The organism is Streptomyces sp. NPDC058289, assembly GCF_042880975.1.
Lineage (GTDB): Bacteria > Actinomycetota > Actinomycetes > Streptomycetales > Streptomycetaceae > Streptomyces > Streptomyces stoeckheimensis.
The window spans coordinates 1-20,409 of record NZ_JBHVYI010000048.1 but is presented as its reverse complement, the minus strand read 5'-3'; the positions used below and the strand labels follow the sequence as shown (position 1 = coordinate 20,409).

Genomic DNA, 20,409 nt, shown 5'->3' with positions numbered 1-20,409 from the left:
AGCATCGGGAAGCATGAGTGCCCACCGCAGGAAGCCCCAGGAACCGCAGCCCAAGGCCCCCGCACCCCGTGGCCGCCGGCGCTCCCGCCGCGCCCGGCTCACCCGTGCCCTGCTGGCGTCCGGCTGCGCCCTGGTGGTGCTCGCGGGGGCGACCGCCTGGTACCTGTACGACGACCTCGCCTCCAGCATCGGCAGCTCCAAGGCCCTGGAGGGCGCCGAGAAGTCGAAGTTCGGCGATACGAACATCCTGCTGATGGGTCTGGACAGCCGCCGGGACCAGAACGGCGAGGACCTCCCACCGGCGATCCTCGAAAAGCTGCACGCGGGCGCGAGCTCCGACGTCGGCGGCTACAACACCAACACGCTGATCCTGCTGCACGTCCCCGGCGACGGCAGCAAGGCGAAGGCCTTCTCGGTGCCGCGCGACGACTTCGTCGACGTGCACGGGGTGCCCGGGTTCACCGGCAAGGCCAAGATCAAGGAGGCGTACGGGCGGGCGAAGGCCACGGTCGAGGAGCAGCTCGCCGCCAAGGGGGTCAAGGACCGGCGGCAGCTGGAGCACGAGGGGCGCGAGGCGGGGCGCAAGGCGGAGATCGAGACGGTGCGCACCTTCCTGGGGGTGCCGATCGACCACTTCGCCGAGCTGAACCTGGCCGGTTTCTACCACCTAGCGGACGCGCTGGGCGGCGTACCGGTGTGTCTGAACCACGCGGTGAAGGACAAGAACTCCGGGGCCGACTTCTCGGCGGGGCGGCACACCCTCAACGGTCAGGAGTCGCTGGCCTTCGTCCGCCAGCGGATGGGTCTGACCATGGGCGACCTGGACCGGACGAAGCGGCAGCAGGCGTTCCTGGCGGGGGCGACCTACAAGCTGAACCAGGCCGGGACCTTCACCGATCCCGTGAAGCTGATGAAGCTGATCGACTCGGCGAAGCAGGACGTCGTCACCGACCGGGGATGGGACCTGCTGTCGTTCGTGAAGCAGGCGAAGAACCTGTCCGGGGGCAACGTGGAGTTTGTGACGCTTCCCATCGAGGGCTTCGACCGGAACCACGGCGCCGAGATAAACGTCGTAGATGATATGAAGATAAAGCGGTTCATAGCCGAGCGGATCGGGCCCGGGGCCTCTGCGAGCCCGAGCGCGCCTGGCGCCGCTCCCTCCTCACCGGGCACGCCCGCCCCACAGGGCCCCACCCCGAGCTCACCCCGGGGCTCCGCGCCGGCCCCCGCGCCCGGACCGTCCCAGAGCAGCAGCGGAACCCCCGCCATCGACGGCGGCGGCATCCCGTGCGTGGACTGAAACCCCTGACCTCGGCGGGCGCGCGCCGCCGCACGGAAGCACTGCTCCTCGTCCTCGTCCTCGGCGTGACCATTTCCGGCCACATCGCCACCGGCCTCGCGATGAACGACGAGCTGCCGCCCGGCCTCACCGGCTTCGTGGTCAGCATGACGCTGCTCGCGCTGGTGGGGCACCTGGCCGTGCGCCGGTTCGCGGCGTACGCGGATCCGCTGATCTTCCCGCTGGCCCTGCTGCTGACCGGGCTGGGGCTGGTGCTGCTGCACCGCCTCGACCAGGGGTACCTCGAGCGGTACAACTCCCCGGCGACGGCTCCCGGCCAGCTGATGTGGACGGTGGTCGGCGTCGCGGCCTGCATCGCGGTGCTGGCACTCCTGCGCGACCACCGGCTGCTCCAGCGGTTCATCTACATCACGATGGTCCTGGCGCTGGTGGCGCTGATCGCACCCGCCTTCTTCGGCGCCGACACCTACGGGGCGAAGCGCTGGATCAAGCTCGGCGGGCTCTCGGTGCAGCCCGGCGAGTTCGTGAAGATCATGATCGCGGTGTTCTTCGCGGGCTACCTGGTGATCCACCGCGACGCGCTGGCCCTATCGGGCCGCAAGTTCCTGGGCATGCGGCTGCCGCCGATGCGCCAGCTCGGCCCCCTCATCACGGTGTGGATCATCTCGCTGCTCGTGCTGGTCTTCGAGCGCGACCTCGGCACCTCGCTGCTCTTCTTCGGCGTCTTCGTGGTCATGCTCTACGTGGCCACCGAGCGCACGAGCTGGATCGTCTGCGGTCTGGTCCTGGCCTCGGCGGGCGCCTTCGTCGTGGGCACGACGGAGCCGCACGTCAAGGCACGTGTGGCCGCCTGGCTGAACCCCCTGTCGTACTACTGGAAGGACCGGCCGCCGGGCGTCGTCTCGGACCAGTCGGCGCAAGCGCTGTTCAGCTTCGGCACGGGGGGCATCTCCGGCACGGGTCTCGGCATGGGCCATCCCGAACTGATCAAGTTCGCGGGCCGCAGCGACTTCATCCTGACGACGGTGGGCGAGGAGCTCGGCCTGGCCGGGGTCATGGCCGTCCTGATCCTCTACGCGCTCCTCGTGCAGCGCGGGCTGCGGATGGCGCTGGGGGCCCGCGACCCCTTCGGCAAGCTGCTGGCGGTCGGCCTGTCGTCGGCCCTCGCCCTCCAGGTCTTCATCGTGGCGGGCGGCGTCACGGGTCTGATCCCCCTGACGGGCAAGGCCCTGCCCTTCCTGGCCGCGGGCGGCTCGTCCCTCCTGGCCAACTGGATCATGATCGCCCTGCTGCTGCGCATCTCCGACAGCACCGAGCGACAACGCGAGGCGGACGCCCGGGGCCCGGCGGAGACGACGATCACGCCGGTGGCCGGGTCCGAGCCCCACGCCGCCGCGCCTTACAGGTAGTCCTCCAGCCGGCCGATCCGGTAGCCCTGCTCCTGTATCCGCTGGAGCATCCGGGTCGTCATCTCGGTCTCCGTCGTGCCCTTCAGCTCGGCGGGGCCGCGGAAGTGGGCCAGGATGATGTCACCCGGTTTCAGGGCCGAGCCCTCGGCGTACTGGAAATTGTTGATCTGCATCGACACGCGCCACAGCAGGATCTGGGATATCCCGCACTCGTGCGCGGCCCTGAGGGTGTCGTCGTTGTGATTGCCGTACGGCGGGCGGAAGAGCGTCGGCCGCTTGCCGAAGCGCTTCTCCAGGCGTTCCTGCTGCCCGCATATCTCCTTCTTCTGCGCCTCGAAGGACAGGGTCCGGAGATTCGGGTGCGTCAGCGTGTGGTTGTTTATCGTGCTGTCGGAGCCGTTGTCGCGGAGCTTTTCGAAGTGGCCGTAGTCCGACGAGGCGATGTTGTCCGTCAGGAACATGCTGATCGGCAGCTTCAGATCGGCGGCCATCTTCAGGAACTCGGGGTTCTTCTCCGCGCCGTCGTCGAACGTCAGGAAGACGACCTTGTCGTCCGCCGGGACGGGTATTCGGTCGACGACCTGGACCCGCCCCGCCTTGGCCTGCGGGATCTGGGGTTTGACGGCCGGCTTGGGCGCGTACTGGAGGGGGCCGGTCAGGCCCCACTTCTTGTAGGCCTCGTCCGCCGCGGCCACCGATCCGCTGTCCGCGGCCGAGGGGGAGGCCACCCCCGAGGGCGCCGGAGTCGCCCTCGTCTCCGTGGCCTTGCGCCCCATCCGCTCGATGGGATCCACGCTGTCCCCGCACCCCGTCAGGGACAGCGCGAGCGCGCCGGCCGTCAGCGTTCCGGCTACGAACCGGCGCGCGTGCTTCACAAGTAATCCTCCAAGCGAGCCACGGCATAACCCTTGTCCGTGACGGTCTTCATGACGTGACGGATCATGTCAGTCATGCTGCCCTTCCAGTCATCCTTGCCCCGGAAGTGGGTGAGGATGATGTCTCCGGGGTGCAGGTCCTTGTCCCACTCCCGCCAGTCCATCCGGTTCGGGAAGGCCTCTTCGTTCCACAGCGGAACGGCCTTGACCCCGCAGGACTTGGCCGCGCGCAGCGTGTCCTCGTTGTAGTTCCCGTACGGCGGCCGGAAGAGCGTCGGACGCTTGCCGAACGTCTTCTCGATCGTGTCCTGCTGTCCGCAGATCTCCTGGCGCTGCTTCTCGTACGAGAGCGCCGGCATGTAGCGGTGGTTGAGCGTGTGGTTGTTCAGCGTGACGCCCGCCGCCTGCATCTCCTTGAAGTACGGGTAGTTGTCCCGGACCAGGTAGTCGCTCAGGAAGGCGGTGTACGGGAGCTTCAGCTCCTGCATCATCTTCAGGAACTCGGGGTCCTTCTCGGCCCCGTCGTCGATCGTCAGGAAGACGACCTTCTCCTCCGTGGGGACGGTCGTGAAGACCGGGGGCAGCTCGTCCTGGCCCTCGACCTCGAAGCCGTCGCGGGTGGCGATCTCCGGCTTCTGCTTGGGCGCTTGCGGAGCGACGAGCGGCGGCTTGGCCAGCCCCCACTTCTTCGCGGCGACGATCCTCGCCTGCTGGAGGGCCTTCAGCTTCTCGGCGTAGGTGCCGAGCGCGCCGGCCGCGCCGGCCTGCTCGCCCGCGGCGCCCGCGGCGGCCTTCGCCTTCGCGGCCTTGTCCGGCGTCTCGGACCCGCCGGCCCCGCAACCCGTGCCGAGTGCGGCGACGAGCAGTGCGGCCATCGCGGCCGTACCCAACCGGCCGCGCGCGACTGCCGCGATCCGGTGACCGTGTAGCGTCTTATGTTCGTTTTGTCGGACTAGCTGCATAGTTGGGGATCTTTACACCCTTCACGCACGCGTCACGGGCGACACCGCGAGGGGAATCCGACCTTCCTCCGAGTGGCCCACCGTGGCCGACAATGGATCCGTGACCCCCGAAGACTTCGCCGCGCTCCTCGCCCCCGAGGGCCACGCCCTCCTCGACTCGCTCCGGGACTACGACCCCGCCCGGGAGATCGCCGTCGCCACCCGGCTGCGCCGCGAACACCCCGCCGCACTGGTCTCCGCGGCCCTCGGACAGGCCCGGCTGCGCCAGCGCGCGGTCGCCAAGTTCGGGGCCGAGGACGCCCACCGGATGTACTTCACCCCCGGCGGCGGGGAGATGGCCACCCGCGCCTCGGTGGCCTCGTACCGCGCCGAGCGACTCGCCGCCCTGGGCGTACGGAGCCTCGCGGACCTCTGCTGCGGGATCGGCGGCGACGCCCTCGCCCTGGCCCGGCTAGGCATCCGCGTCCTGGCGGTGGACCACGATCCGCTGACCGTCGCCGTGGCGCGCGCCAATGCCGAGGCGCTCGGGCTGGCGGACCTGATCGAGGTCCGGGAGGCCGATGTGACGGAGGTCGACACCGCGGGCTACGACGCCGTCTTCATCGACCCGGCCCGGCGGGGCGGGCGCGGCCGGATCTTCGACCCGGAGTCCTACTCGCCGCCGCTGTCCTGGGCTATCGCCACCGCCCGGGCCGCGAAGGTCGCCGCCATCAAGATCGCCCCCGGGATCCCGCACGAGGCGGTGCCCGCCGAGGCGCAGGCCGAGTGGATCTCCGACCAGGGGGACGTGAAGGAGGCCGTCCTGTGGTTCGGGACGGCCCCGGGCGAGATCCGCGCCACCCTGCTGCCCGGCCCGCGCGCGCTGGCGACCGCCGATCCGCTGCCCGATCCCGAGGCCGGCCCCGTCGGCCGCTACCTCTACGAGCCCGACGGCGCCGTGATCCGGGCCCACCTCGTCGCCGAGGTGGCCGAGCAGCTGGGCGGCCGGCTGATCGACCCGACCATCGCGTACATCACCGCCGACGAGCTGCGCGAGACCCCGTACGCGACCTCGTACGAGATCACCGACGTGCTGCCGTTCGGGCTGAAGAAGCTCAAGGCGCTGCTGCGCGAGCGCGGGGTCGGCATCCTCACGGTGAAGAAGCGCGGCTCCGCGATCGAGCCGGAGGAGCTGCGCAAGAAGGTGAAGCCGCAGGGGCCGAACTCCGCCACGGTGTTCCTGACCCGGGTCGCCGGGGCCCCCTCGATGCTGATCGGCTCACCGACCGGCAGGCCCTGACGGTCCGCCGGACCCCGGGGCCCCACCCGGGCCCGCGCCCGCACCCCCGAAGGCCCGCAGTGCCCACCGGTAGTGCGCGCCCGCCTTGCCGAGGCCCAGCAGGGCGGTGATCCACAGGATCATGCCGAGGCCCATGGTGTAGGCGACCTCGCCGTAGGTGTCGGCTCCGGGCCGGGCGGAAGCCGCCGATCCGAAGGTCACCCAGAGTCCGAGACCGCCCAGGGCGAAGGAGGCCAGCAGCCAGATGAGGCTGCGCCCGGGCGCGCGTACGGCGGCGTCCACGGGCGGGTCCCGGTCCAGCTCCGCCCAGGCACACAGCAGCCGGCGGACCTGCCGGTCCCGCTTGGCGCCCCAGGCGAACCAGAAACCGGCCGGTATCAACACGCCCACGCCGAGCACGGCGAAGATCAGGCCGAAGAGGTACGCGAACGGGTCGTGCGTCTCGATGGCCATCAGGGCCATACCGACGAAGGACCAGCCCAGGGCGAAGACCGCCGAGACCGCCCAGAGGAGCAGGAGCCGGCCGAAGCCCAGACTGCGCCGCCCGAGCTCCCCCAGGAAACGGGCGCGGTCGGCCCGTACGGCATTCGCGTCGAGCCAGGCGCGCAGGTGCGCGGGCGGGGGCGGCGGCGGCAGGTCACGGCGGGGCATGCTCATGACCATATCCGCACGCCACCACACCCCGAGAGCCGCCGGGCGGAGGCTCAGATTCCGCCCGGCTCCCCGACCTCCACCGATTCGAAGCGCCAGCGATGGACCGCCCGCGTGATCAAATCGGCTTCCGGCTCCGGCAGTTCGGGCAGTTCGGCGCCGATCCCCTCGGAGGTCTCCCACCAGGTGATGACGAGCACCCGGTCCTGCGGGGCGCTGAACACCTCGCGCCGCACCGGGTCTTGGGCCAGGATCCGCGAAAGGGCCCACTCCAGCAGCTCGTTGGCCCGCCCGGGCACGGCCCGGGCCTCCCACATCAGCGCGATGGTGCTCACGAGTACAGGTTGTCCTTGCTCAGCTCGTGCACGTGGTCGTGGTCGTGCGCATGACCGTGGCCGTGGCCGTGCCCGTCGCCACCGCCGTCGCCGTCCCCGTGAGAATGGCCGTGGGAATGGCCGGGAACATGCGGGTCGGTCACCGGCAGCGAGGAGTCCGCCGACAGGTCCCAGTCCGAAGGGGCCCTGTTCCGCTTGACCATCTCCGCGCCCAGCGCCGCCACCATCGCGCCGTTGTCCGTGCACAGCCCCGGCCGCGGCACCCGCAGGATGATCCCCGCGTCGTCGCACCGCTCCTGGGCGAGCGAGCGCAGTCGGGAGTTGGCCGCGACCCCGCCGCCGATCATCAGGTGATCGACGCCCTCGTCCTTGCACGCGCGGATCGCCTTGCGCGTCAGCACGTCCACCACGGCCTCCTGGAAGGAGGCCGCCACGTCGCGCACCGGCACCTCCTCGCCCGCCTTGCGCTTCGCCTCGATCCAGCGGGCGACCGAGGTCTTGAGCCCGGAGAAGGAGAAGTCGTACGGGGCGTCGCGCGGACCCGTCAGCCCGCGCGGGAAGGCGATCGCCTTCGGGTCCCCCTCGCGTGCGAGCCGGTCGATGACCGGACCGCCGGGGAAGCCCAGCTGCAGGACGCGCGCGATCTTGTCGAAGGCCTCGCCCGCCGCGTCGTCGATGGTCGCGCCGAGCGGCCGTACGTCCGAGGTGATGTCGGGGGCCAGCAGCAGCGAGGAGTGCCCGCCGGAGACCAGCAGTGCCATCGTCGGCTCGGGCAGCGGCCCGTGCTCCAGCTGGTCGACGCAGATGTGCGAGGCCAGGTGGTTCACGCCGTACAGCGGCTTGCCCAGCGCGTACGCGTAGGCCTTCGCGGCGGAGACGCCCACCAGCAGGGCCCCCGCGAGGCCGGGGCCGGCGGTCACGGCGATGCCGTCGAGGTCGCGGGCGCTGACCCCGGCCTCCTTCAGTGCGCGCTCGATGGTGGGGACCATCGCCTCCAGGTGCGCGCGGGAGGCCACCTCGGGCACGACCCCGCCGAAGCGGGCGTGCTCGTCGACGCTCGACGCGATGGCGTCCGCGAGCAGCGTGGTGCCGCGGACGACGCCGACGCCGGTCTCGTCGCAGGAGGTCTCGATGCCGAGGACGAGCGGTTCGTCAGCCATGGGTCGTCTCACCTTGCAGGGGTACGGAGCGTGCGGAGTCGGGGAGTGCGGAGTCGGGGAGTGCGGGATCGGGGTCCGCGGTGTCTGCGCGGTCTGCGGGATCCGTGGGGGCCGCCGGATCGGAGGTGCGGCGCATCACGAGGGCGTCCACGTTGCCGGGCTGGTAGTAGCCGCGTCTGAAGCCGATCGGCTCGAAGCCGAAGCGCGCGTAGAGCTTCTGGGCCCGGACGTTGTCGACCCGCACCTCCAGCAGCACCTCGGCGCACTCGAAGGCGGTGGCTGCGCGCAGCAGCTCGGTCAGCAGCCGGGCACCGAGCCCGGTGCCCCACTGGTCGCGGGCCGCGGCGATGGTCTGTACGTCGGCCAGGTCCCCGGCGGCGGCCAGCCCGGCGTAGCCGACCAGCCGGCCCGCCTCCTCCGCCACGAGGTACCGGCGCGTGGCGCCGGGGCCGCGGGCGTGGGCGAGCTCGGACCAGAACATCCCGGCGGACCAGGCGTCCTCGGGGAACAGCTCGTGCTCCAGCTCCAGCACCGGCTCGATGTCCCACCAGCGCATCTCGCGCAGGACGACTGCTGAGGTGGCCGTCACTTCGGGGTGACCACCTTGTAGTTCTTCGGCACCTCGGCGTCGGGCCGGCGCAGGTAGAGCGGGGTCGGCGGCATGCCGTCGGCGTTCTCGAACGCCTCCCCGGCGGCCAGCCGGTGCGCGGCCAGGGCGGCCAGCGCGGCGGCGCTCTGGTGCTCGGGGGCCCGGGCGTCGGTGAACACCTCCGGGTACAGCTGCGCTCCCTGTCCGACGGCGGGCAGTCCGGCGACGCGCTCGGCGATGTCGGCCGGCCGGTCCACCGCGGGCTCGCCGGCCCGGGTGCGGGGGTCCTCGTAGCGCGCCCAGTAGACCTCCTTGCGCCGGGCGTCGGTGGCCACGACGAACGGGCCCTCGATCCCGGCCGCGCCGGCCGCGTAGGCCAGGCCGTCGAGGGTGCACAGCCCGTGGACGGGCACGCCGAGGACGGAGGCGAAGGTGGAAGCGGTCACGAGCCCGACGCGCAGTCCGGTGTAGGGGCCGGGGCCGACCCCGACGACGATGCCGGTGACGGCTTCGAGCTTCACCCCCGCCTCGGTGAGGACCTTGTCCACGGAGGGCAGCAGGAGCTCCCCGTGGCGGCGGGCGTCGACCTGGTTCGACTCGGCGAGGACGGACTCGCCGTCGTGCAGGGCGACGGTGACGGCGGGCGTGGCGGTATCTACAGCGAGCAAGAGCACGCGAACAGCCTACGACTCCGGGGCCCCCGGCCCTTGCGGCCGGTCTGCGGGCACCCCTGCTGCTACCTTCGGACCAGGTGTCAGGTGGTGATCGTCCGCCCGACATCCGACTGGCATCGACTGACCATGCGGAGAGGTGGAGCAAGGTGGCACGCAGCAGCTCGGGAATCGTGGCCGGGCTCACCGTCGCGGCGCTCGCCGTCGTCGGTTTCCTCGGCTACCAGGCCTCCGCCTCCGCTCCCGCGCTCCCGCCGAAGGCCGCCGCGCAGACCCCGGCGCCCGCTCCGAGCGACTCCGGGCCCGCCAAGACGGACCCGGCGAAGCCGGTGGCCCTCCCGGCCGGATCCGGTACCGGGGTGCGTGTCGTGTACTCGCTCAGCGCGAAGCGCGTGTGGCTGGTGGGACCCTCCGGGGAGCCGAAGTCCTTCGCGGTCGTGCCGAGCACGGTGCACCCGGCGCCCGGCAGTTACACGGTGGGCGGCCGCACGGGCTCGGTGACCGGCTCGGACGGGGTGCCGATCGAGCACGTCGTCCGGTTCGCGAGTCCGCAGGGGGTCACGGTCGGCTTCAGCGCCCGCGTGGACAACACCCTGCCGGCGCCCGACCCGGCCAAGAAGACCGGCGGTGTCCGCATGCTGCGCGCGGACGGGGACGCGATGTGGGCCTTCGCGACGATCGGCTCGAAGGTCGTCGTCGTTCCCTGACCCGACCGGCCGGCCGGCCCAACCCTGGCCGGCCCAACCCTGGCCGGCCCGGCCGTGACACGCCGAATTCACCCGTACGGGGACTCCGGCGTCAGGACGGACCCGCGCTTCAGGCCGTTTCAGGCCGCCTCGGACTCCGGGGCGGCCTCTTCGCCGTCCTCCACCGCCTGTGCCCCGTCGCGCACGGGATCGGGCTCCGCGGCGTGCTCGCGCGCTGGCGGGGTGGACACGGCGCTGGCGGCGACGCCCGCGGCGAGCAGCGCCCCCATGGACACGGCGGACGGGCGGGGTGCGCCCGCTGCTCCTGTTGCCGACATGGCTGCCTCCTGGCCGGGGCCAGCCCGTACTTAGGTACGCCTAACCAGCCCTCCGTACCATGTGACCACGCGCCCCGCCGCCCGCGCAATATCTTCCCGACGACTTGTCGGAACGTTTCTCGCCGCGTCGCGCCACGCCTACTCCGGCGACAGCACGCCCGCGAGGCTCTCCAGACCCGCCCCGGCCGACCAGCGGGTACCGATCCCGCGGACCATGACCTCGCGCACGTCGTCCAGGACCTCCTCGTGGCCCACGGCCCGACGGATCACCACGTGCAGCCGGTCGTCGGACAGCTCCTCGACCTTGCCGTCGCCCCACTCCACGACGACGACGGACTCGGGCAGCGAGACGTCGAGGTCCAGGTCCTCCATCTCGTCCAGCCCGCCGCCCAGCCGGTACGCGTCCACGTGCACCAGCGCCGGACCGCCGGTCAGCGAGGGGTGGACCCGGGCGATCACGAAGGTCGGCGAGGTCACGGCCCCGCGCACGCCCAGGCCCTCGCCGAGGCCGCGGGTCAGGGTGGTCTTCCCGGCGCCGAGCTCCCCGGTCAGCAGGACGAGGTCGCCGGGGCGCAGCAGCCCGGCGATCCGGCGCCCGAGGTCCTGCATGGCGTCGGGCGAGCCGACGGTGACGTGCGTTTCCGTGTCAGGTACTTCTTCCATGCCCGCCAACGTTAGCCGCTGCGGACACCGTCCCGGTGCGTGCGAGCAGCTCGGTGAGCAGCCGGGTCACGGTGTCCGGGCGCTCCATCATCATCAGGTGCCCGGCGGACTCCAGGACCACCAGCTCCGCGGAGGGCAGCGCGTCCTTGATCGCCTGGCTGTGATCGGGCGGGGTGACCATGTCGCCGTCCCCGGCGATGACGGTGACGGGGATGTCCGCGAACCGCTCGAGCGCGGCCGTCTTGTCGTGCGCCTGGAAGGCCGGGTAGAACTCGGCGACCACGTCGATGGGCGTGGCCTCGATGAGCCGCTCTGCGAAGCGGGCGACGGCCGAATCGACGTCGCGCGAGGCGAAGGAGTACATCCTCACCATGCCGGCGAACAGGTCGGCGGTGGCCCGTCGCCCCTTCTCCACCAGCTCCACCTGGGAGCCGAGCGCCTTGAGCACCCCGGGCAGCAGCCGCCGTACCGTCGAGAAGCCCAGGGAGGGCAGCCCGTACGTGACCTCGTCCAGCCGGCCGCTGGAGGTGCCGACCAGCGCCACCCCGGCCACCCGGTCCCGGATCAGGTCGGGGAACTCCTGGGCCAGCCCCATGATGGTCATCCCGCCCATGGAGTGACCGACCAGGATCAGCGGGCCCTCGGGGGCGGCGGCGTCGATGACGGCCTTCAGGTCGCGGCCGAGCTGTTCGAAGGTGACGGGCTCGCCGTCGGCCTGCGACAGGCCGCGCGCGCTGCGGCCGTGGCTGCGCTGGTCCCAGTAGACGGCCCGGACCAGGCCGCGCAGGGCGGCGCGCTGGAAGTGCCAGGAGTCCTGCGAAAGGCAGTAGCCGTGGCAGAACACCACGGTCGGGCGGGCCGGAGTCCTGCGGCGCAGCCGGCGCCGCTTGCCCTCCTCGGGCAGCTCGTCGACCTCGTAGTACAACGCGGTGCCGTCCTCGGCCCGCGCGGTGCCGGGGGCGCCGCGCAGGGATCCGTAGTCCGCGGTCGCGTCGAGCGCGAGGCGCGCCTTCATGCGCATGCCCCGGCCGACGGTGATCCGTTCGACCGCGACCCCGGCCGCCGCTCCGGCGGCTATCACGCCGATGGCGGCGCCGGCCCAGCCCGCCTTGCGCCAGTTCTCACTCACGCCGCCACCCCTCACTCACTCAGCCATTGAGGTACACGCGGGGGACCCGGCCCCCTATACGGGTGACGATCTCATAGGCGATCGTATGCGCCGCTCGAGCCCAGTCCTCGGCGGTGGGTTCACCGCGCTCGGCGTCCCCGAAGAGGACGGCCTCGTCGCCGACGCGGACCTCGTCCCCGTCCAGGTCGACCACGAACTGGTCCATGGCGACGCGCCCGGCGACGGTACGGATGCGGCCGCCGACGAGCACCGGGCCGTGCCCGGACGCCTGTCGCGGGAGGCCGTCGGCGTAGCCCGCCGGGATCAGCGCGAGGCTGGTCTCCCGCTCGGTGACGTAGTGGTGCCCGTAGCTGACCCCGTGCCCGGCCGGAACGCTCTTGACCAGCGCGACGGAGGCCTTGAGCGCCATGGCGGGCCGCAGTCCGAGCTGGGCGGGGGTGCCGAGCTCGGGCGCGGGCGAGACCCCGTAGACGGCGATGCCGCAGCGGACCAGGTCGAAGTGGGACTCGGGGAGGGTGAGCGTGGCCGGCGAGTTCGCGATGTGCCGGACCTCGGGCTCGACGCCCTCCTTCTCCGCGTACGCGAGCATGTCGCGGAAGGCGGTCAGCTGGAGCTGGATGGACGGGTGTCCCGGCTCGTCGGCGCAGGCGAAGTGCGACCAGACGCCGGTGACCCGGACGGTCCCCTCGGACTGCGCGGCGACGGCCGCGGTCACCAGGGCCTCCCAGTCGGCGGGCTGGCAGCCGTTGCGGCCCAGGCCCGTGTCGGCCTTGAGCTGGATCCTGGCCGTCATTCCGGCGGCGCGGGCGGCCTCCCGTACCTCCTCGAGGGCCCACAGGGCACTGACGGACACGTCGATACCGGCCTCGACGGCCTCCCGCCAGGGCCCGCCGGGGGTCCACAGCCAGCACAGGACGGGCCCTTCGAGCCCGGCGGCACGCAGCGCGAGGGCCTCCTCGGGCGTGGCGGTCCCGAGCCAGCTCGCGCCGGCCTCCTGGGCGGCCTTGGCGCAGGCCACGGCCCCGTGCCCGTAGGCGTTCGCCTTGACGACGGCCATGAGTGCGGAACGGGGCGCCCGCTCGCGCAGGGCCCGTACGTTCGCCCGGACGGCGTCAAGATCGATCTCGGCGTACACGCGCGCGGCTGTCTCGTTCATCCCCCCCAGTCTCTCAGAGCCCTACCCGGCGGGCCGAACAGGCGGGGCCCGACGCACGCCACCCGCCCGCGCGGGCCGACCGCAGGCCACATCCAGCCCCGCCGCCGTTTGAGGCGCGGGGGTCCGGGGGCGGCGCCCGCGGCAGGCGGCGCCGCACCCTGGGCACACCCCCTAGCGGCGAGCGACCTCGCGCCATGCCCGGGGCAGGGCTTCGGCCACCTGGTGGGCCAGGAGGGGGCCGCCGGTGAGGCGGGCCGCCAGGCCGTGCAGGTACGCCGCCACCGACCCGGCGTCCACGGCCGGCAGGCCGGCCGCCAGCAGGGACCCGGCCAGCCCGGACAGCACGTCCCCGCTCCCGGCGGTGGCCAGCCACGGGGTCCCGGTCGGGTTCACCCGGACGGGGCCGGGCCCGGCCGGGGCGATCAGGGTCGTCGACCCCTTCAGCAGCGTCACCGCCCCGTACCGCTCCGCGAGCCCCCGCGCGGCCTCCAGCCGCCCCGCCTCGACCGTCTCCCGGGCGACCCCCAGCAGCGCCGCCGCCTCCCCCGCGTGCGGGGTCAGCAGGGTCGGGGCCGCCCGGGCCCGCAGCTGACCGGGGTCCAGCCCGCGCAGCCCGTCCGCGTCCACCAGCACCGGTACCGGCTGCGCCAGCGCCTCCCGCACCTCCGGGCCGCCCTCGTCGCCCAGCCCCGGCCCGACCACCCAGGCCTGGACCCGGCCGGTCCCGATCAGCGTCTCCGGGTAGCGGGCCAGTACGGCTTCCGCCACCGCCCGCGGGCCCACGTAGCGCACCGCGCCCGCGCCGCCCCGCAGCGCCCCCGCCACTGCGAGCACCGCCGCGCCCGGGTAGCGCGCGGACCCGGCGACGACCCCGAGCACGCCGCGCCGGTACTTGTCGCTCGACGCCGTCGGCTCCGGCAGCAGCCCCGCCACGCCGGCGTGCTGCAGGGCCTCCACCTCGGGGGCCGGCAGCACCTCGTCCAGCCCGATGTCCACCAGGTGCAGCGCACCCGCCCGCGAGGCCCCCGGGTCGATCAGCAGCCCCGGCTTGTACGCCCCGAAGGTCACCGTCACGGCCGCCGTCACGGCCGCTCCGGCCACCTCCCCGGTGTCCGCGTCCACCCCGCTCGGCAGGTCCACCGCGACCACCACCGCGCCCGCCGGGATCCGCTCCACCAGCGCGGCCGCGGCCGGCCGCAGTGCGCCCCGGCCGCCGATGCCGACCAGCCCGTCGAGCACCAGGTCGGCCCGCTCGGGCACGGCCCCGTCGAGGCGCCCGCCGGCAGCCCGCAGCGCGGCCAGTCCGCCCGCGTGCACCCGCTCCGGATCCATCGCGACGGCCGTCACCCCGGCCCCGCGCCGGGCCAGCTTCGCGCCCGCGTAGAGGGTGTCTCCGCCGTTGTCCCCCGGGCCGACCAGCAGCACCACGCGGGACCCGTACACGCGGGGCAGCAACCGCACGCAGACGGCGGCCAGTCCGGCCGCCGCCCGCTGCATCAGGGTGCCTTCGGGCAGCCGGGCCATCAGCTCGCGCTCGGCGGCCCGTACGGTCTCCACGCTGTAAGCAGTACGCATGGCACCAGCCTGCCCGAAGAAGGCGGCCGGTCCCGGCAAGATCCGGAGGAGACTGCCTACCCCTCGGCGATCACCACGGCGGAGGCGATGCCCGCGTCGTGGCTGAGCGAGATGTGCCAGGACTTCACGCCCAGCGCCCGTGCCCGCGCCTCCACCGTTCCCGACACCCGCAGCCGCGGCTGTCCGGTCTCCTCCACGTACACCTCGGCGTCGGTCCACAGCAGCCCGGCGGGCGCGCCGAGCGCCTTGGCGAGCGCCTCTTTGGCGGCGAACCGGGCGGCGAGCGAGGCGGTTCCGCGCCGCTCGCCGCCCGGCAGGGTCACCTCCGCGTCGAGGAACAACCGCCCGGCCAGGCCCGGCGTGCGCTCCAGCGCGGCACCGAACCGCTCGATCTCCGCCACATCGATTCCGACGCCGATAATCACAACAACAGCTCCAGCTACGCCACTACTACTGCACGGTCACCACTGTGCTCAATTGTCGGCGACCTGCTCCGTTCGCTGCGCTCACTCCACAGTCACCGACTTGGCGAGGTTACGCGGCTGGTCCACCTCGTTGCCGCGCGCCGTCGCCAGCTCGCACGCGAACACCTGCAGCGGCACGGTGGCCACGAGCGGCTGGAGCAGCGTCGGGGTGGCCGGGATGCGGATGAGGTGGTCGGCGTACGGGACCACCGCCTCGTCCCCCTCCTCGGCGATCACGATGGTCCGCGCCCCGCGCGCCCGGATCTCCTGGATGTTCGACACGATCTTGTCGTGCAGCACCGAACGCCCGCGCGGCGACGGTACGACGACCACGACCGGCAGGTCCTTCTCGATGAGCGCGATCGGCCCGTGCTTGAGCTCGCCCGCCGCGAAGCCCTCGGCGTGCATGTACGCCAGCTCCTTGAGCTTGAGCGCGCCCTCCAGCGCCACCGGGTAGCCGACGTGCCGCCCCAGGAACAGCACGGTGTTCTTGTCGGCGAGCGACCGCGCCAGCTCCCGTACCGGTTCCATGGTCTCCAGTACGGTGTCCACCGCCGCGGCGATGTCCGACAGCTCCCGGATCACGGACCGGATCTCGTCGCCCCACTTCGTGCCCCGGACCTGCCCGAGGTAGAGGGCGACCAGGTAGCAGGCGACGAGCTGCGTCAGGAAGGCCTTCGTCGAGGCGACGGCCACCTCGGGTCCGGCGTGCGTGTACAGCACGGCGTCCGACTCGCGCGGGATCGTCGAGCCGTTCGTATTGCAGACGGCCAGCACCTTGGCGCCCTGCTCGCGGGCGTGGCGCAGCGCCATCAGGGTGTCCATCGTCTCGCCGGACTGCGAGATCGCGATCACCAGCGTCCGCGTGTCCAGGATCGGGTCGCGGTAGCGGAACTCGCTGGCCAGCTCCGTCTCGCAGGGGATGCGCGTCCAGTGCTCGATGGCCAGCTTCGCGATCATGGCCGCGTGGTACGCCGTACCGCACGCCACGATCACGACCTTGTCGACCTCGCGCAGCACCGAGTCGGGGATGCGCACCTCGTCGAGGGTCAGCAGGCCGTTCGCGTCGATCCTGCCGAGGAGGGTGTCGGCGACGGCCTTGGGCTGCTCGGCGATCTCCTTGAGCATGAAGTAGTCGTAGCCCCCCTTCTCGGCCGCCGACGCGTCCCAGTCCACGTGGTACGCCCGCACGCTCGCGGCCGAACCGTCGAAGTTGGTCACCGTGACCCCGTCGCGGCGGAGCTCGACGACCTGGTCCTGCCCCAGCTCGATCGCGGAGCGGGTGTGGGCGATGAAGGCGGCCACGTCGGAGGCGAGGAAGTTCTCGCCCTCCCCGACACCCACCACCAGCGGCGAGTTGCGGCGCGCGCCGACCACCACGTCCGGCTGGTCGGCGTGCACGGCGACCAGCGTGAAGGCCCCGTCGAGTTGACGGCACACCTGCCGCATCGCCTCCGTCAGGTCCCCGCCCGCGCCCTCGAACCGCTCGGCCAGCAGGTGCGCCACGACCTCGGTGTCCGTCTCGGACTCCAGCCGGTGCCCGCGCTCGGCGAGCTCGGCCCGCAGCGCGGCGAAGTTCTCGATGATCCCGTTGTGTACGACGGCCACGCGCCCCGAATTGTCGAGGTGCGGGTGGGCGTTGACGTCGGTGGGCCCCCCATGGGTGGCCCACCGGGTGTGTCCGAGCCCCGTGGAACCGGCCGGCAGCGGGTGCCCGACCAGCTCCTTCTCCAGATTGACCAGCTTGCCGGCCTTCTTGACGGCGGCGAGTTCCCCGTCGGCGAGCACGGCGACACCCGCCGAGTCGTAGCCGCGGTATTCGAGCCGCTTGAGTCCGGCAATGACCACATCGAGCGCCGACTGCGCTCCCACGTAACCCACGATTCCGCACATAAGCCGCAGGGTACGCCGTAGTTGGCTCGGCGCCCGGTACCTGAACCGGACGAAAAAACCGCCCCGGCGAATGTGCCGGGGCGGGGGTGACGCGTGTTCGAGCGGGTCGTCAGCCGAGCTTCTTGACCTGGGCCGCGACGATGGCCGTCGGCTGCTCGGCGTTACCGGCCAGGCTGAGGGCCGAGAAGGTGACGAGGGAGTTGCCCTTGCGCACGACCACGAGCTCCGTCGTGGCCTTCTCCCCCAGCTCTGCGTCGTCCAGCTCGATGGTGTACGCGAGCGCCTCGTCCCCCCCGGCCACGGGGGCGGCGGGGGCGACCTTGCTGATCTTGCCCGGCTCGCCGCCCATCCGGACCCCGAACCCGGTCGCGCAGGCCGTGCCGGCGCTCTTGAGGGAGGCGAAGGCCTCTTCCGCGCCCTTGCCCTCGTACGAGGACAGGGCGACGGCCGTGACGGTCGACCCCAGGGCCTCCAACCCCGCCTTCGCCTTCTCCGCCTCGCTCGCGTCCGGGCTCGCAGCCTTCGGCTTGGCCACGCCCTTGATCCGTGCGGTTCCCGCGGCGGTGCCGACCGGGGCCATCGACTGCGCCTGGACCAGCGGGAGGCACGCGGGCTTGTCGCTGGCGAGGTCCGCACCCGCCTTGACCTCCTCCTCGGTCGCCGGCTTGAGGACGTGGTCGGGCAGGTCGGCCTGGGCCACGAGCAGCGGGACGAGCTCGTCGGCCGTCTTGGCCTTGGCGCCCGCAGCCGCCGGGGCGGAAGCGGCCGGCTTGGTGTCGGACTTCCCGTCGGCCGTGTCGGACGAGCCGCCACACGCCGTGGCGAGCAGCGCCAGGGACACGGCCGAGGCGGACAGGACGGTACGGCGGACGAATGCGGTGCGCATGGTGGTGTTCCCCCCACAGGAAAGGTCTACGGAAAGGCAGCACGCCCGACCGACCCGGGACGGGCGGCGTCAGGAGCTGCGGTGATCCACACGGTACTGGGCCCCTCCGACACCGCTCCGGAGTTGCCTGCGCGCGGCACGCATCGTGACCCTGCTGGTACCCCAGGGGCTCCCAATCGATACCGGCCCCGGCACAACCCACCCACCCCGGGCCATAAGACCCCGCTCCACGTGACCGACCACACCACCCACGGCGGCCCGTGACCCGTGACAATGGCCGTGTGATCTCTTCGCCGCCACGAAGCACGCCGGACCGCGCAACGGAGCGCCCCGACGCATCGGAGCAACCGACGCAGACCCAGCACCCCGAGCACGCCGCGCACCCCACGCGCCGCCGGGGCCACGAGGCCTCTCCCTACGTGGACCTCACCCGTGCCGAGTGGAGCGCCCTGCGCGAGCGCACCCCGCTCCCGCTGACGGCCGACGAGGTCGAGCGGCTGCGCGGACTGGGCGACGTCATCGACCTCGACGAGGTCCGCGACGTCTACCTGCCGCTCTCCCGCCTGCTGAACCTGTACGTCGGCGCCACCAGCAACCTGCGCGGCACCCTCAACACCTTCCTCGGCGACGCGGGCAACGGCCACGGCGCCCAGCAGGGCACGCCCTTCGTCATAGGGGTCGCCGGCTCCGTGGCCGTGGGCAAGTCCACCGTGGCCCGTCTCCTCCAGGCCCTCCTCGCCCGCTGGCCGGAGCACCCGCGCGTGGAGCTGGTCACCACCGACGGCTTCCTCTACCCGATGAAGGAGCTGGAGCGCCGCGGCCTGACCGCCCGCAAGGGCTTCCCCGAGTCCTACGACCGCCGCGCGCTGACCCGCTTCGTCGCCGACATCAAGGCGGGCAAGGACGAGGTCACGGCCCCGGTCTACTCCCACCTGATCTACGACATCGTCCCCGACGAGCGGCTCGTCGTCCGCCGGCCCGACATCCTGATCGTCGAGGGGCTCAACGTCCTGCAGCCCGCCATGCCGGGCAAGGACGGCCGCACCCGGGTCGGCCTCGCCGACTACTTCGACTTCAGCGTGTACGTGGACGCCCGCCCCGAGGACATCGAGCGTTGGTACCTCAACCGGTTCCGCAAGCTGCGCGAGACGGCGTTCCAGAACCCCTTCTCCTACTTCCGGAAGTACACGCAGGTCTCGGAGGAGGAGGCGCTGGAGTACGCGCAGACGATGTGGCGGACCATCAACAAGCCCAACCTGCTGGAGAACGTGGCCCCGACCCGCGGCCGCGCCACCCTCGTCGTCCGCAAGGGCCCGGACCACAAGGTGCAGAAGCTGAGTCTGCGCAAGCTCTGAGCGCCGCCGGGAGCTAGGGTGCGGCCATGTTGCATCTACGGATGATCATTCCGTCGGACCGGACCGACGCCGTGGTCCGGATCGTCGAGGGGACGGTCGGCACCACCCATCTGGCCGTGCTGCCCGGAGCCGCCCGCATCCCGGCGGGCGACATCGTGCTGTGCGACGTCGCGCGCGAGGCGGGCGACGAGCTCCTGAACGAGCTCCGGGAGCTCGGCATCGACAAGGACGGGTCGATCGCGGTCGAGAACATCGACCTCTCCCTCTCGGACCGCGCCGACCGGGCCGAGGAGGAGGCTCCGGGCGAGGCGGCCGACGCCGTCCTGTGGGAGCAGCTGAGCGAGGCGACCCACGAGGAGTCCACCCTCACCGTCACCTACAGCGTCTTCATGATCGTCGCCACGATGATCGCGGCCTGCGGTGTGGTCCTCGACAACGCCATCCTCATCGTGGGCGCGATGGCGGTCGGCCCGGAGTTCGGCCCGCTCGCCGGCGTCTGCACCGCGCTGGTGCAGCGCGCACCCAAGCCGGCCGCCCGCTCGCTGATCGCCCTGCTGGTGGGCTTCGCCGCCGCGATGGTCGCGACCACCGTCTTCACCCTGGTCATGGACGCGGTCGGCCTGTTCCACCACGCAATGCTGGACAAGCCCCGCCCCAATACCAGTTTCATCTGGCAGCCGGACCTGTTCTCCTTCGTCGTGGCGCTGCTCGCCGGCGTGGCCGGGGTGCTCTCCCTGACCTCGGCGAAGTCCGGCGCACTGGTCGGCGTCGCGATCTCGGTGACCACGGTCCCGGCAGCCGCCAACGCGGCCGTGGCGCTCGGCTACGGCGAGTTCGGCCAGATGTCGGGCTCCATCAATCAGCTGCTGCTGAACCTCCTCGGGATCATGCTGGCCGGCGTCCTGACCCTGCTCGCCCAGAAACTCCTGTGGCGCACCCAGCGCAACCACTGGCGGCGCGCGGCGCCCAAGGCCTGAGCCCCGCAACCCGTCATGACAGCGGCCCCGCGCTACGAAGCTTCGTAGCGCGGGGC

General features: G+C 72.4%; 21 protein-coding genes. 6 read left to right on the top strand and 15 right to left on the bottom strand.

The window, feature by feature from the left end; translation table 11 throughout:
• The first annotated feature begins 13 nt into the window (after nucleotides 1-13).
• Both ACFVX6_RS23775 and ACFVX6_RS23770 read left to right on the top strand, forming a co-directional pair.
• Nucleotides 14-1,300, top strand: coding sequence for an LCP family protein (locus tag ACFVX6_RS23775; protein WP_389694521.1), 1,287 nt, complete (start codon nucleotides 14-16; stop codon nucleotides 1,298-1,300).
• A complete protein-coding gene (locus ACFVX6_RS23770; protein WP_389694519.1) occupies nucleotides 1,288-2,709 on the top strand; it encodes an FtsW/RodA/SpoVE family cell cycle protein in 1,422 nt (473 codons plus the stop codon). The genes ACFVX6_RS23775 and ACFVX6_RS23770 overlap by 13 nt, the downstream gene beginning before the upstream one ends.
• Here ACFVX6_RS23770 and ACFVX6_RS23765 read toward each other — a convergent pair.
• Both ACFVX6_RS23765 and ACFVX6_RS23760 read right to left on the bottom strand, forming a co-directional pair.
• The gene (locus ACFVX6_RS23765; RefSeq protein WP_389694517.1) at nucleotides 2,700-3,584 is read right to left on the bottom strand and encodes a polysaccharide deacetylase family protein; all 885 of its coding nucleotides are present in this window, start codon (nucleotides 3,582-3,584) and stop codon (nucleotides 2,700-2,702) included. The two genes, ACFVX6_RS23770 and ACFVX6_RS23765, sit on opposite strands and share 10 nt — an antisense overlap.
• On the bottom strand, nucleotides 3,581-4,546 hold the full coding sequence (locus tag ACFVX6_RS23760) for a polysaccharide deacetylase family protein (protein ID WP_389694515.1): 966 nt from the start codon (nucleotides 4,544-4,546) through the stop codon (nucleotides 3,581-3,583). The genes ACFVX6_RS23765 and ACFVX6_RS23760 overlap by 4 nt, the downstream gene beginning before the upstream one ends.
• Nucleotides 4,547-4,646: 100 nt before the next feature.
• On the opposite strand from ACFVX6_RS23760, the gene ACFVX6_RS23755 reads away from it, so the two are divergent.
• Nucleotides 4,647-5,825 (top strand): methyltransferase domain-containing protein, encoded by a 1,179-nt coding sequence (locus tag ACFVX6_RS23755; protein WP_389694513.1) that lies wholly within the window; start codon nucleotides 4,647-4,649, stop codon nucleotides 5,823-5,825.
• On the opposite strand, the gene ACFVX6_RS23750 is transcribed toward ACFVX6_RS23755, so the two are convergent.
• The 5 genes from ACFVX6_RS23750 to tsaB are packed head-to-tail and all read right to left on the bottom strand — an operon-like array spanning nucleotide 5,805 to nucleotide 9,234.
• Nucleotides 5,805-6,476 (bottom strand): hypothetical protein, encoded by a 672-nt coding sequence (locus tag ACFVX6_RS23750; protein ID WP_389694511.1) that lies wholly within the window; start codon nucleotides 6,474-6,476, stop codon nucleotides 5,805-5,807. The genes ACFVX6_RS23755 and ACFVX6_RS23750 overlap by 21 nt on opposite strands.
• A 53-nt stretch (nucleotides 6,477-6,529) precedes the next feature.
• Nucleotides 6,530-6,811, bottom strand: a complete 282-nt coding sequence (locus ACFVX6_RS23745; protein WP_389694509.1) for a hypothetical protein — start codon at nucleotides 6,809-6,811, stop codon at nucleotides 6,530-6,532.
• Nucleotides 6,808-7,971, bottom strand: coding sequence for a tRNA (adenosine(37)-N6)-threonylcarbamoyltransferase complex transferase subunit TsaD (tsaD, locus tag ACFVX6_RS23740; protein ID WP_389694507.1), 1,164 nt, complete (start codon nucleotides 7,969-7,971; stop codon nucleotides 6,808-6,810). The genes ACFVX6_RS23745 and tsaD overlap by 4 nt, the downstream gene beginning before the upstream one ends.
• A complete protein-coding gene (gene rimI / locus ACFVX6_RS23735) occupies nucleotides 7,964-8,527 on the bottom strand; it encodes a ribosomal protein S18-alanine N-acetyltransferase (RefSeq protein ID WP_389694585.1) in 564 nt (187 codons plus the stop codon). The genes tsaD and rimI overlap by 8 nt, the downstream gene beginning before the upstream one ends.
• 29 nt (nucleotides 8,528-8,556) lie before the next feature.
• Nucleotides 8,557-9,234 (bottom strand): tRNA (adenosine(37)-N6)-threonylcarbamoyltransferase complex dimerization subunit type 1 TsaB, encoded by a 678-nt coding sequence (gene tsaB, locus ACFVX6_RS23730; RefSeq protein ID WP_389694505.1) that lies wholly within the window; start codon nucleotides 9,232-9,234, stop codon nucleotides 8,557-8,559.
• A gap of 146 nt (nucleotides 9,235-9,380) precedes the next feature.
• On the opposite strand from tsaB, the gene ACFVX6_RS23725 reads away from it, so the two are divergent.
• On the top strand, nucleotides 9,381-9,938 hold the full coding sequence (locus tag ACFVX6_RS23725) for a hypothetical protein (protein ID WP_389694503.1): 558 nt from the start codon (nucleotides 9,381-9,383) through the stop codon (nucleotides 9,936-9,938).
• A 119-nt stretch (nucleotides 9,939-10,057) separates the two neighbouring features.
• Here ACFVX6_RS23725 and ACFVX6_RS23720 read toward each other — a convergent pair whose 3' ends face one another.
• From ACFVX6_RS23720 to ACFVX6_RS23685, 8 genes are all read right to left on the bottom strand, one after another.
• A complete protein-coding gene (locus ACFVX6_RS23720; protein WP_389694501.1) occupies nucleotides 10,058-10,255 on the bottom strand; it encodes a hypothetical protein in 198 nt (65 codons plus the stop codon).
• 138 nt (nucleotides 10,256-10,393) lie between these two features.
• A complete protein-coding gene (gene tsaE / locus ACFVX6_RS23715; protein ID WP_389694499.1) occupies nucleotides 10,394-10,918 on the bottom strand; it encodes a tRNA (adenosine(37)-N6)-threonylcarbamoyltransferase complex ATPase subunit type 1 TsaE in 525 nt (174 codons plus the stop codon).
• Nucleotides 10,902-12,047 (bottom strand): alpha/beta fold hydrolase, encoded by a 1,146-nt coding sequence (locus tag ACFVX6_RS23710; RefSeq protein ID WP_389694497.1) that lies wholly within the window; start codon nucleotides 12,045-12,047, stop codon nucleotides 10,902-10,904. The genes tsaE and ACFVX6_RS23710 overlap by 17 nt, the downstream gene beginning before the upstream one ends.
• Before the next feature lie 19 nt (nucleotides 12,048-12,066).
• Nucleotides 12,067-13,203 carry an alanine racemase gene (gene alr / locus ACFVX6_RS23705; protein ID WP_389694495.1) on the bottom strand — a complete coding sequence of 379 codons (1,137 nt, stop codon included), beginning with the start codon at nucleotides 13,201-13,203 and terminating at the stop codon, nucleotides 12,067-12,069.
• 171 nt (nucleotides 13,204-13,374) lie between these two features.
• Nucleotides 13,375-14,778 (bottom strand): NAD(P)H-hydrate dehydratase, encoded by a 1,404-nt coding sequence (locus tag ACFVX6_RS23700; RefSeq protein WP_389694493.1) that lies wholly within the window; start codon nucleotides 14,776-14,778, stop codon nucleotides 13,375-13,377.
• A 56-nt stretch (nucleotides 14,779-14,834) separates the two neighbouring features.
• A complete protein-coding gene (locus ACFVX6_RS23695) occupies nucleotides 14,835-15,203 on the bottom strand; it encodes a holo-ACP synthase (RefSeq protein ID WP_389694491.1) in 369 nt (122 codons plus the stop codon).
• 81 nt (nucleotides 15,204-15,284) lie between these two features.
• Entirely contained in the window at nucleotides 15,285-17,135 is a 1,851-nt protein-coding gene (glmS, locus tag ACFVX6_RS23690) for a glutamine--fructose-6-phosphate transaminase (isomerizing) (RefSeq protein WP_389694489.1), read from the bottom strand.
• A 109-nt stretch (nucleotides 17,136-17,244) separates the two neighbouring features.
• Nucleotides 17,245-18,021, bottom strand: coding sequence for a hypothetical protein (locus tag ACFVX6_RS23685; protein ID WP_389694487.1), 777 nt, complete (start codon nucleotides 18,019-18,021; stop codon nucleotides 17,245-17,247).
• Between the two features lie 419 nt (nucleotides 18,022-18,440).
• Here ACFVX6_RS23685 and coaA point away from each other — a divergent pair, with 419 nt between their 5' ends.
• Both coaA and ACFVX6_RS23675 read left to right on the top strand, forming a co-directional pair.
• Nucleotides 18,441-19,376, top strand: a complete 936-nt coding sequence (gene coaA / locus ACFVX6_RS23680) for a type I pantothenate kinase (protein WP_274551790.1) — start codon at nucleotides 18,441-18,443, stop codon at nucleotides 19,374-19,376.
• 26 nt (nucleotides 19,377-19,402) lie between these two features.
• The gene (locus ACFVX6_RS23675; protein WP_389694485.1) at nucleotides 19,403-20,353 is read left to right on the top strand and encodes a DUF389 domain-containing protein; all 951 of its coding nucleotides are present in this window, start codon (nucleotides 19,403-19,405) and stop codon (nucleotides 20,351-20,353) included.
• The last annotated feature ends 56 nt before the right edge of the window (nucleotides 20,354-20,409 follow it).